The sequence below is a fragment of the Paenibacillus sp. J53TS2 genome, from assembly GCF_018403305.1.
In the GTDB taxonomy this organism is placed as follows: Bacteria; Bacillota; Bacilli; order Paenibacillales; family Paenibacillaceae; genus Fontibacillus; species Fontibacillus rhizolycopersici.
In genome coordinates this window covers 159,396-170,260 of the sequence record NZ_BOSK01000007.1, presented here as the reverse complement: position 1 = coordinate 170,260, position 10,865 = coordinate 159,396, and the positions used below count along the sequence as shown (strand labels likewise).

At 57.0% G+C, this 10,865-nt stretch carries 9 protein-coding genes; 6 read left to right on the top strand and 3 right to left on the bottom strand.

The genetic code is table 11. The features are described from left to right. The first annotated feature begins 144 nt into the window (after positions 1 to 144). The 4 genes from KJS42_RS16495 (at position 145) to KJS42_RS16480 (ending at position 5,680) form a co-directional block, all read left to right on the top strand. On the top strand, positions 145 to 1,914 hold the full coding sequence (locus KJS42_RS16495; RefSeq protein ID WP_213623535.1) for an ABC transporter ATP-binding protein: 1,770 nt from the start codon (positions 145 to 147) through the stop codon (positions 1,912 to 1,914). Further along, the gene (locus KJS42_RS16490) at positions 1,911 to 3,746 is read left to right on the top strand and encodes an ABC transporter ATP-binding protein (RefSeq protein WP_213623492.1); all 1,836 of its coding nucleotides are present in this window, start codon (positions 1,911 to 1,913) and stop codon (positions 3,744 to 3,746) included. Before KJS42_RS16495 ends, KJS42_RS16490 begins: the two co-directional genes overlap by 4 nt. 256 nt (positions 3,747 to 4,002) lie before the next feature. After that, positions 4,003 to 4,911 (top strand): ABC transporter ATP-binding protein, encoded by a 909-nt coding sequence (locus tag KJS42_RS16485; protein ID WP_213623534.1) that lies wholly within the window; start codon positions 4,003 to 4,005, stop codon positions 4,909 to 4,911. Next, complete coding sequence (locus KJS42_RS16480) at positions 4,904 to 5,680, top strand: ABC transporter permease (protein ID WP_213623491.1); 777 nt, start codon at positions 4,904 to 4,906, stop codon at positions 5,678 to 5,680. Before KJS42_RS16485 ends, KJS42_RS16480 begins: the two co-directional genes overlap by 8 nt. 67 nt (positions 5,681 to 5,747) lie before the next feature. On the opposite strand, the gene KJS42_RS16475 is transcribed toward KJS42_RS16480, so the two are convergent. Both KJS42_RS16475 and KJS42_RS16470 read right to left on the bottom strand, forming a co-directional pair. Next, positions 5,748 to 6,176 (bottom strand): bactofilin family protein, encoded by a 429-nt coding sequence (locus KJS42_RS16475; RefSeq protein ID WP_239483487.1) that lies wholly within the window; start codon positions 6,174 to 6,176, stop codon positions 5,748 to 5,750. 23 nt (positions 6,177 to 6,199) lie between these two features. Then, the gene (locus KJS42_RS16470) at positions 6,200 to 7,198 is read right to left on the bottom strand and encodes a M23 family metallopeptidase (RefSeq protein WP_213623490.1); all 999 of its coding nucleotides are present in this window, start codon (positions 7,196 to 7,198) and stop codon (positions 6,200 to 6,202) included. A 179-nt stretch (positions 7,199 to 7,377) separates the two neighbouring features. Between KJS42_RS16470 and cls the strand changes: the two genes are divergently transcribed. Beyond that, positions 7,378 to 8,808, top strand: a complete 1,431-nt coding sequence (gene cls, locus KJS42_RS16465) for a cardiolipin synthase (protein ID WP_213623489.1) — start codon at positions 7,378 to 7,380, stop codon at positions 8,806 to 8,808. A 10-nt stretch (positions 8,809 to 8,818) separates the two neighbouring features. Here the strand turns inward: cls and ligD are convergent, their stop codons facing one another. Further along, positions 8,819 to 9,718: a non-homologous end-joining DNA ligase gene (ligD, locus tag KJS42_RS16460; protein ID WP_213623488.1), complete on the bottom strand. Its 900-nt coding sequence runs from the start codon at positions 9,716 to 9,718 to the stop codon at positions 8,819 to 8,821. A 166-nt stretch (positions 9,719 to 9,884) separates the two neighbouring features. Between ligD and KJS42_RS16455 the strand changes: the two genes are divergently transcribed. Next, a complete protein-coding gene (locus KJS42_RS16455; RefSeq protein WP_213623487.1) occupies positions 9,885 to 10,832 on the top strand; it encodes an ATP-dependent DNA ligase in 948 nt (315 codons plus the stop codon). Positions 10,833 to 10,865 lie beyond the last annotated feature (33 nt).

Sequence of the window (10,865 nt, the reverse complement as noted above, 5' to 3'; positions counted from 1 at the left end):
TGTTAAGACAGCGGGGCGGATTTTTGCATAGGAAAATAAAGAATTCCATTGTGCGAACATATGTTTTTGTATAAAATGATTTGGAGAATAGGAGTAAGCGGATGCGAGAGGAGAGGTCGTCCCTTGGCAGAACAAACTTATGCAATGAAAGGCGGTAAACAACGAAGGACTAAGCCGCTAGGGCATTACCGTGAAATGCTGGAGAAATACGTGTTTACGCAGCGTAAGCTGCTGATCGCAATGACCGCGTTGCTGTTGATCTCGATCGCCTTGCAGTTGATCAACCCGCAGGTCATTCGTTATTTTATCGATACCGCTCAGGGGGAAGGAAGTCTCAGGCCCTTGTATATTGCGGCTGGACTCTTCATCGGCTTTTCCCTCGCGCAGCAGCTGGTTTCAGTCTGTGCGTCCTACTTCAGCGAGAACCTGGGCTGGACCACAACCAACAAGCTGAGAGCGGACCTCGTCAGACATTGCTTGTCGCTCGATATGTCATTTCACAAATCGAACACCTCCGGTGCGTTGATCGAAAGGGTGGACGGCGACGTCAATGCGCTGGCCAATTTCTTCTCTAGCTTCTTAATCCACCTGCTCGGCAATTTGCTGCTGATGACGGGGATCCTGGTGCTACTATTTCGTGAAAACGTCTGGATTGGCTTAGCGATGAGCTTGTTCGTCGTCGGCGCGATCTTTATCATCCGCAAAATTCGTCAGTTTACTGTTCCCGTCTGGACCAAATGGCGGGCGCAAAATGCGGAGCTTTACGGGTTTATCGGCGAACAGCTGGAAGGCACGGAAGATACCCGGGCCAACGGGGCCGCCGGCTATGTGCTGGAGCGTTTCTACGCGATGGCCCGGCGGATGCTGCCGGTGCGCATTCGCGCTTCGCTGGGCTTTGGCATGATGTGGGGGACGACCATCCTGGTGTTTGCACTGGGCAACGCTGCCGCCTTTCTGGTCTGCGCTTGGTTATGGAGACGGGGAGAGTTGACGATCGGTTCGATTTACCTCGTCTTTTACTATACAGAACTGCTGGCCCAGCCGATCGAGAAGATTCGTACCCAACTAGACGATTTACAAAAAGCCGATGCCAGCCTAATCCGCGTCCGCGAACTGTTGAACACGAAACCACGGATTACCGACGGCCCGGGCGCTCCTTTACCTCAAGGACCGCTATCCGTGAAATTCGACCGGATGACGTTTGCTTATGAGGAGGACGGAGACCCGACGCTGCATGAGCTCGATCTAATGCTGAAGCCGGGGGAAACGCTGGGTCTGCTGGGGCGCACCGGCAGCGGCAAATCAACGCTTGCCCGGCTGTTGCTGCGCTTCTACGATCCTCAGCAGGGCAAGATCGAGCTGTCCGGAATCGACATCCGCAACTGTAAGCTGCAGGAGCTGCGCAGTGGGGTAGCAATGGTGACGCAAAACATCGAGATTATGGAAGGCACCGTACGCGATAACCTGGCATTGTTTGATGCAAGCATTCAGGACGAGGATATCATCGACGTGCTGAAGGAATTGGGGCTGCAAGAGTGGTACGCCGCCTTGCCGGACGGGTTGGACACGGTGCTCGCCTCGGGGGGAGGCAGCCTGTCGGCAGGGGAAGCGCAACTGCTCGCGTTTGCCCGGGTGTTCCTGACCAACCCGGGGCTGGTCATCCTGGACGAAGCCAGCTCGCGTCTCGACCCTTTGACTGAAAACCGGATCGAGACGGCCATCAACCAACTGCTGGAATCACGGACCTGCATCATGATCGCGCACCGTTTATCGACCGTACAACGCGCCGACCAGATCCTCATTCTGGAGAACGGCCGAATCGTGGAATATGGGCCGCGCGTCGATCTGGCCGCGGATCCGGGGTCGCGGTTCAGTCGGATGCTGTCCGTTGGACTGGAGGAGGTATTGGCATGAGTACGCGGCATTTTTTCTGGAGGCTGCTTTTGTATCGGCCGGCCTATTATTTCGCGAACCTGTTCTCCTGGATGGTCATCCATATGGTTCCCTTGCTTCCGGGGCTGATTACGAAGGCATTCTTCGATGATTTGGAAGGCAACGCCGACTTCCCGTACGGAGTCGAGGGGCTGATGGCGCTGTTTGTCGGCGTGGCGCTGGCGCGTATCATGCTGATCGCCGTAGGTTGCTGGACGGACGGGGGCTACCGCTTTCGGATCAGCATGCTGCTTCGGCGGAATATGCTGGCCCACGTGCTTAAGGAGCCTGGCGCCAAAGCGATTCCCTGTTCGCCGGGAGAAGCGATTAGTAATTTCCGCGACGATGTGGACCAAACCGAGGAAGCGATGAGCTGGTCGGTCGATATGTTTGGTTTGATCGGTTTTGTCGCCGTATCGAGTTCGATCTTGATTTCAATCGATGCTGAGCTGACGTTCTTCGTTTTTGTACCTCTGATTCTGGTCGTTACGGCGGCGCAAATCGCGACGGCGCGCATCCAGAAATACCGGGCAGCCAGCCGCGCCGCAACGGCTAAGGTTACCGGCTCGATCAGCGAGATGTTCGCGAATGTTCAGGCGATCCAAGTTGCCGGGGCGGAAGGGCGGATCGTGCACCGGTTTGAACGCCTAAGCGACGATCGCCGGAAGATGATGGTCAAAGACAAGCTGATCACCGAATCGCTGTCCTCTGTGTTTACGAACTCCGTCAACCTCGGAACCGGCTTAATCCTGGTGTTGGCCGGCTACAAGATGCGCAGCGGATCGTTTTCCGTCGGGGACTTGTCGTTGTTCATCTACTACTTAACCTTCGTCACCCAATTAATTTCGAACGTCGGCAACTTCATGACGTTTTATAAGCAGATGGCGATTAGCTTTACCCGCTTGAAGCAAATGCTTCAGGGCGCTCCGGCCAAGCTATTGACGCTTCCGGCGTATATTGGCATCGGAAAGCGCAAGGAGGCAGATGCTGGCGACACGATGACGGCTTCTCGAGCCACGCCCGACTCCTCTGAATTGGTGCAGCCGGGACACTCGAGTAGCCTTCCGGTGGATTCGCTGCAGCTGCTGGAGGCGAATGGCCTGACCTACCGCTATCCGGAGACCGGCCGGGGGATCGAGAACGTCAGCCTGCGCCTTCCGCGTGGCTCATTTACCGTCGTCACCGGCATGATCGGTTCCGGCAAGACCACGCTGCTGCGGGCGCTGCTTGGCCTGCTGCCGGCGGAAGGCGGCGAGATCCGCTGGAACGGCCGACCCGTCCGCACGCCGGCGGACTTCTTCGTTCCGCCGCAAAGCGCGTATACGGCGCAGATCCCGCGCCTATACAGCGACAAGCTGCGGAACAACATCCTGCTCGGGCTGCCCGAGAGCGGGGACAGCCTGACGCAGGCGCTGCACGTCGCCGTGCTGGAAGACGACGTGGCGCACCTGGCGCACGGCCTCGACACGATGGTCGGGCCGCGCGGGGTCAAGCTCTCCGGCGGCCAGGTCCAGCGGACCGCGGCCGCCCGGATGCTCGTGCGCGAGGCGCAGCTGTACGTGTTCGACGACCTGTCGAGCGCGCTCGACGTCGAAACCGAACGTAAGCTGTGGGAGCGGTTGTTCCAGACCCGAGGCCAGGCGACCTGCCTCGTGGTGTCGCACCGCAAGGCCGCGCTCTCGCACGCGGACCATATCATCGTGCTGCAGGACGGCACGATTGAAGCCGAAGGCACGGCGGAGCAGTTGCTCGCCTCTAGCGCCAGCTTCCGCCAACTATGGTATGGCGAGGAGTCCCAGGCCGGCGAGGCGTGAACCGGGCATCGGCAACAAGCCGCAGGCAATTACTGCGGCGTTTCTCCAGCCGTAGACCTAATCTAATACGCCCTCAGCGAAAGCGAGGGCGTATTCACGTTTGCTATTTTGTTATCGCTATCGCCTCCATCAGCCCTCCGTCACTTCAACATCACTCGCCAAAGCTTTAGCCGATCAGCGCCTTATGGTAGAATAGGATAAATTATCCTGACTTAACGGGATACAGAACGAAGAGGGAGTTGGAGTATCCATGGAGATGACGCAGGAACCGGTCGTGCGCATGCAGGACGTCAGCAAGCGCATCGGCAGCAAGACGCTGATCGACCGATTAACGCTGGACATCCCGAGAGGGCAAGTGTATGGATTCCTGGGGCCGAATGGGGCCGGGAAAACGACAACGATTCGGATGATGGTCGGATTGATGTCCATTTCGGAAGGAGACATTCTCATTGAAGGGGCGAGTATCAAGGACCGATTTGAAGAGGCGATTTCGCATGTCGGCGCCATCGTGGAGAATCCGGAGATGTACAAGTTCTTGACCGGGTATCAGAATTTACTGCATTACGCTCGCATGTCCCCGGGGGTGACGAAGCAACGGATATGGGAAGCGGTCGAGCGGGTAGGCATGCAGAACCGTATCCATGACAAAGTCAAAACGTATTCGCTGGGCATGCGCCAACGACTTGGGGTCGCGCAGGCCATTCTGCATCGGCCGAAGCTGCTGGTGCTGGACGAGCCGACCAATGGGCTCGACCCGCAGGGCATCCGCGAGCTCCGCGATTATTTGCGGGTGCTGGCGCGGGAGGAAGGCACGACCGTGTTCGTCTCCAGCCATTTGCTGTCGGAAATGGAACTGATGTGCGACACGGTCGCGGTGATCCAGCAGGGACGGCTCGTGGACGTCAAGTCCCTGCATCCGGAGGCGGGAGAAGGCCGTGAGCGGGAGACGGCCTTCGAGGTGAGCGATCCGCGGCGTGCAGCGGAGCTCGTTGGCGCCGGACGCATTGAAGGCAGCCAGTTGATTGTGTCCGCCGACCGGGAAGCCGCGGCGGGGATCAACACGAAGCTGGTTATGGCAGGCATCGACGTCTACGCCATCCAGGCCGTGACGCGTTCCCTGGAAGATCAATTCTTGGAGCTGACGGGAGGGAAGGACATTGAATAATTTTCTCGCGCTGATCCAAAACGAAAACATGAAAATCTACCGGCGGGTCCGCACCTGGATTATGTTCGGGCTGCTTGTCCTGCTGACGATTCTGTTTGGGGTGTTGTTTTCGCTCGATGGGGGCAGCCGCCGCATGAGCGCCTGGGATGCCCTGGATCAACTGAGCTTCTTGTACTATCTCGTCAGCATCTATGCGGCGGTCGTAGCCGCCGACATTGTGGCCGGCGAGTTCACCTGGGGGACGATCAAGCTGCTGCTGATCCGCCCGTGGACGCGCACGAAGGTCCTGTTGTCCAAGCTGGCGGCCGTACTGCTATTTACGCTGGCCATGAGTGCGGTCTTTTTCGCTGCCGCCCTGGCGGTCGCGTTCCTGATTTTCCCGAATGTGCCGTCGCAAATCTTCCTGCCGGGAGAAAGTCCGTTAGGTCGGATTTTGGAAAGCCTGCTCTACAGCTATATTGACCTGCTGGTCATCGCGGCGTTTTCCTTTATGCTATCGACGGTGTTTCGCTCCAGCGGCATCGCCATTGGGCTGTCGATCTTTATTCTATTCGCGGGCAACATCTTTACGATGTTGTTTAACCCCGTCCGCTATCCTTGGGCGAAATACCTGCTGTTCGCCAACATGGATCTGGGGCAATACCGCGGCGGGCAGATCGGTCCAGCCGGCATGACGTTAGGTTTTTCCGCTGCGGTACTGGCAGCGTATGTGCTGCTGTTCCTGGCGATCGCCTGGCTGGTGTTCAAGAAAAGGGATGTCGCAGCCTAAAAAAACGCAAAAAATAAAGTTCCCGTTTGCCTCGTCAGGCGGGAACTTTTTTTCGCGTTATTTCGCCTTACCCCGCTTCGGGGCGTGCGGACTTCTTCATCTTTCCCTTGCCGGAAGAGGCCGATGGCGTGGGGACGGGCGCGATTCGATCCATCTTGCTCGACCCGTTCAGCAGGCCGCCTTCGACGATAATCAGCTTGGCAACCTCCACGTTGCCGTCGACCTGGCCGCTCGCCGTAATCGTCAATTTGCCCGTCGTAGAAACATCTCCGACGACTTTGCCAGCGACGATCACCTCGGCTCCTTTAATGTTAGACATGGCTTCGCCCGTTTCACCGATGATGACCTGGCCTTGGCATTCGATTTCGCCATGGATCTGGCCCTCTACGCGCAAATTGGACTTGCATTCCAGCCTGCCTTCTACCAGGCTGCCTTGGCCGATCAGGGTGTCGGTCGGGCGGGGGGCTTTTTTGTTGTCTTTGAACATCGCTGTCATCGTCCTCCTTTTCCAAGTTTGAATTACTTCAAATAAGGCATCGGATCGATCGCTTTGCCGCCTTTGACGATCTCGAAATGCAGGTGGGGCCCGGTGCTGCGTCCGGTATTGCCCAGATTACCGATGCTTTCGCCTTTCTTCACCTCGTCACCGACGGAGACGTCGATATCGCTCAGATGCATGTACCAGCTTTGCAGGCCGCCCGGATGCTCGATCACGATGTATTTGCCGTGGGAGCCGTCCCGTTTGGCGGTAACAACCTTACCTGCGGCCGCGGCATAAACGGAGTCGCCTACTTTTCCGGCGATGTCGATCCCCGCGTGGAAGGCAGCTCGACCGGTGAAGGGATCAGTGCGGTAACCGAAATTGGAGGTCAGCCGCGTGGATAACGTGGGCCATTCCGAGGGGGTGCCGGAGAGGGAATTTTGCGTCTGCTTCGCTTTTTTTAGCGTGAGCGGCACATTCTTCTCCATCTCGTCGAGCATGTCGTTCATCGCGGCAAAATCGTTCCGCGTGTCCGCAGCAAGCGCCTCGATTTCGTTCTCATGGACCGCAATGAACTCGCCGCCGACGCCGCTGTCTCCAAGCGAGTTCAACGATTCGTCCCAGGACAGCGAAGACAGCTTGCCCAGGTTCTTCGCATCGCCGTCTCCGTATTTATCGATAAATTTCTGAAGCTCCGCTTCGAGTTCGGCTACACGTTCCATTCGGTCCTTCATATCCTTCGATTGGCTAGACAAGGCAATCACTTCGTTCTGCAAGCGTTGAATCGCCTCGTCTTTGTTGGTTACCACCGCTTCGAAAGCCAGGGTTTGCTGCTCTAGCTTACTTTCCAGGCGGGAAACGGTTTGATCCGAATGAACCTGCAGGCTGATAATCAGTCCGGAAATGGACAGCAGTGCCAGCAAAGGCACGGCAACCACAAGCGGCTTGGACACTTGCACCTGTTTGACGGGCCGGCCGGCATCCCGAAGGACAAGCAACGTCATCCGATTGGGATTCGGTAAGCTTACGCTCTTCATGGCATCCCCTCCCTACGCTTCGTTGGTTCTATATCTTATCTATTCCTATGATTCTTAAATCATGTCAAAAATCGGATCCTGTCTGATATAAATGAAGGCTCCTGCCCTTGAATCGGAATGAACAAATGAATAAACCGCCGCCCGGATGGTTAATGATGATGGCAGGGAGGGTGGACGTCATGATCTGGTTGATCGGCATTTTGCTTCTTTTTATCGTACATATCGCTTTGATTCTGCTGCTTGAATTCCGCAATCCCGGTAAAGCCATTGCTTGGATGTTCATTTTATTCTTATGTCCCCCTTTGGGGCCTGTTCTCTACTATCTCATGGCTCGCGAATATAAGAAGCGCAAGAGGCTGCTGCATCGGGGGCCGGTTCTGTTCCAAAGCCTCCGAGACCAGTTGCGCTCCCAGTCGGCGATCGTGGAAACCTTGGAGGGGATGAGGAACCCCGAGTTTGTTCATCAAGAGCGGCTTTACCGGCTGCTGACGCATCATGGAGCCAACCCGATTACGGGCGGAAACCGGACGGAAGTGTACTCCTCCGGAGAGAAGGCTTTTGGCGCGATGCTGGAACGGATGGAGCAGGCGCGGGATCATATCCATCTTGAATTTTACATCTTTCGCAGCGACATGATCGGATCGGCCTTTGCAGAGGTGATGATTCGCAAAGCTCGGGAAGGGGTCAAGGTGCGGATGATCTGCGACGGGCTGGGGAGCATCAAGCTAGAGCCTGCATTCGTCAAACGGTTGAAGGATGCCGGCGTGGAGGTTTATTTCTTTTTACCGCCCCGAGTGGCTGTGCGGAATCGCCGGGTAAACTATCGCAATCATCGCAAAATCGTCGTGGTAGATGGACGGATCGGGTTCGTGGGGGGATTAAACGTTGGCGACGACTATCTGGGCCTCTATGAAAAAATGGGGTATTGGCGCGACACGCATCTGCAATTGGAAGGCGATTCGGTCCATTCTCTGCAGATCGCCTTCCTGGAGGATTGGCTGCTAGCTTCGGGTGAAGATCTCGGAGACCCCGCTTTGTTTCCGGCCCACGAAGGGCCTGGACGGGAGCAGGTGCAGATCCTGACCAGCGGCCCCAATCGGACACGTAACCTGATCCAAGAAATGTGCTTTAATTCTATTGCGGTGGCGAAGCGCCGGATATGGATCGCTTCGCCCTATTTTATTCCGGATCCCAGCGTCCATTTGGCGCTCAAAACAGCGGCGCTGAGCGGGGTCGAAGTGATCGTCATCATGCCTTATCATTCGGACAGCCGCTTGGTCAAGCTGGCTTCGTTATCCTATGTCGAAGAGCTGCTGCAGGCCGGGGTTAAGTTTGTTCAGTATACGAAGGGCTTTATACATGCCAAGGTGATGATCATTGACGGCCTGCTCGCTTCCGTGGGGACGGCGAACATGGACATGCGCAGCTTCTTCTACAACTTTGAAATGACCGCCTTGTTGTTTGATCCGGATACGATCGCACAACTGGAGCGCGACTTCCAGCAAGATCTGACCGATTCGGTGCCGATCCTGCCGGAGGCATTCGCGGAGCGCTCACGGTGGCAAAAAGGGCTGGAGCTGTTGGCCCGGCTGTTGTCTCCACTCTTATAATGGACAGGCACTAGGCGCGGATTGGGGCTTTCAAATGCTGCAAAATCAGCTTCAAGGATTGCGGGGGCACCGTTTCCAGCAAATCCCCGCGTTCCTTCAGCCGACTTCCGATATTCAGCAGATTGAAATCGGCAGGCTTAGGATTCTGCCGCACCTCGTCCCAGGTGAGCGGGGTCGAGACGCTGGCGGCTGCGCGGGCTCGCGGAGTATACGGAGCTGCCAACGTTTTGCCGCCGTAATGCTGCAAATAATCGAAATAGATTTTGTCGCCGCGGTCCTTCTTCAGCCTCTCGATGGTAAATAGATTCGGATGCTTCTCGGTCACGTACCTCGCGACGAAATGGCCGATGGAACGCAGCTCGTCAAAGGTCACGCCGTATTCGATCGGCACGATAATCTGCACGCCGGTGGCACCGGACGTCTTCGGCACGGATTGCAAACCCAGCGACGTCAAGATATCCCCGACCCTTGCGGCAGCCTCCATAATTCGCGGTTCGTCCTCCAACGTAGGATCGAGATCGATCATCCATTCGCACGGTAACTGCTCCCCGACATAATGCAGCGAGGGATGGAATTCGATGCAGGCGAGGTTCCCGAGCCATAGCAGCACGGGCAGTCGGTCCAACACGACATAGTTGATGTTCTCATAGACCGCCGTGCGGACGTATGGGGGCAGCGGATCAGGTGCGTTTTTCTGGTAAAAAAACTTGCCGTGGATGCCGCCCGGATAACGAATGGTCGTCAGCAAACGGTTGCGGCAGGATTTCAACAGGTAGGGTGAAAGCTCGGCAAGCTTCTCCAAATACATCAGCTTCGTGATGCCAACTTCGGGCCATAGCAGCTTGTCGGGGTTGGAGACGGGGACCTCTTCGCCTTCAACGGAGATGGTCCCTTTGATTGTTCGCGGCATGGCAGATCCTCCTTTCCGGATCGATTGGGGTTTGAGGTTAGGCTTGCCTAGGGGCCTGGAAACTATGAGCGAATGGAGGGGTTAGCGGAATGGTTCCCGAGGGCCGAGGGCAAACTTGGGGAGAAAGGTTGGACGTTGGAGTTAAAAGAGGAGGCTTGTGAGCCACATGGAATGGAAACCGGTCGCGCCGTTTGAACCGATTCGCAGCGATACGATCCCGCAAGGGGAAGAATGGGTGGCCCAGGTCAAGTGGGACGGAGTGCGGATGCTCACGTACAACGACGGCCGCGAGGTCAAGCTGATCAATCGGAAGGGGAATGACCGGTCCCTCCAATATCCGGAGTTCCAGGATACGAGCGCCTACTGCCGCGCGGGTTCGGTTATTCTCGACGGCGAAATGATCGCGCTCTCGGGCGGGAAGCCGTCGTTCCACGAAATCATGCGCCGCGACAGCCTGCGACGGGAGCAAGAGATCCGCTTTGCGTCCAGGCGGATTCCGGCGATTTACATGATATTTGACATCTTGCATCATGACGGCAAATGGGTGAACACGGAGCCGCTCGTGAATCGCCAGCAGCTGCTGCAAGAGATCGTGATCCCCTCCGAACGGGTGCAGCTTGTGCCTAACGTGGCGGACGGGGAGCTCTTGTTTGGTTTGATGCAGGAGCGGGGCTGGGAAGGGATCGTTTCGAAACGGCTGGACAGCGCTTATGCAATCGGAGGGAAGGATGCTCGCTGGGTCAAAAAGAAGCTGGCCCGTGATCTCTACGCGGCCATCGGCGGTGTGACGTACCGGGACGGTGGGGTGAACGCGATTTTGCTGGGATTGTACGATCCGGAGGGACGGTTCATCTATATTGGGCATGCCGGCAGCGGGAAATGGAAGGGGTCCGACTGGCGCGACCTGACGGAGAACGTGAAGCCGCTGATCGTGCCTAAACGGACGTTCGCGAACGTCCCTGAACGCATGAAAGGGGCCGTCTGGATTCAGCCGGCCCTCACTGTAAAGATTCAGTTCCTGGAATGGACGCCCGGCGGGACGATGCGCCACCCCATTATCCAGGGATGGGCGAATGTCCCGCCCGAGGCGTGCGACATGGGGCAAAGCATGTAGGCGGGGGCGGCGGAAGGGCCAGTGGGACGAGGT

What these genes read in the sequence shown, in the direction of transcription:
- KJS42_RS16495 (WP_213623535.1), top strand. Translation starts at nt 145, where the DNA reads ATGAAAGGCGGTAAACAACGAAGGACTAAGCCGCTAGGGCATTACCGT.
- KJS42_RS16490 (WP_213623492.1), top strand. Translation starts at nt 1,911, where the DNA reads ATGAGTACGCGGCATTTTTTCTGGAGGCTGCTTTTGTATCGGCCGGCC.
- KJS42_RS16485 (WP_213623534.1), top strand. Translation starts at nt 4,003, where the DNA reads ATGACGCAGGAACCGGTCGTGCGCATGCAGGACGTCAGCAAGCGCATC.
- KJS42_RS16475 (WP_239483487.1), bottom strand. Translation starts at nt 6,176, where the DNA reads ATGACAGCGATGTTCAAAGACAACAAAAAAGCCCCCCGCCCGACCGAC.
- KJS42_RS16470 (WP_213623490.1), bottom strand. Translation starts at nt 7,198, where the DNA reads ATGAAGAGCGTAAGCTTACCGAATCCCAATCGGATGACGTTGCTTGTC.
- cls (WP_213623489.1), top strand. Translation starts at nt 7,378, where the DNA reads ATGATCTGGTTGATCGGCATTTTGCTTCTTTTTATCGTACATATCGCT.
- ligD (WP_213623488.1), bottom strand. Translation starts at nt 9,718, where the DNA reads ATGCCGCGAACAATCAAAGGGACCATCTCCGTTGAAGGCGAAGAGGTC.
- KJS42_RS16455 (WP_213623487.1), top strand. Translation starts at nt 9,885, where the DNA reads ATGGAATGGAAACCGGTCGCGCCGTTTGAACCGATTCGCAGCGATACG.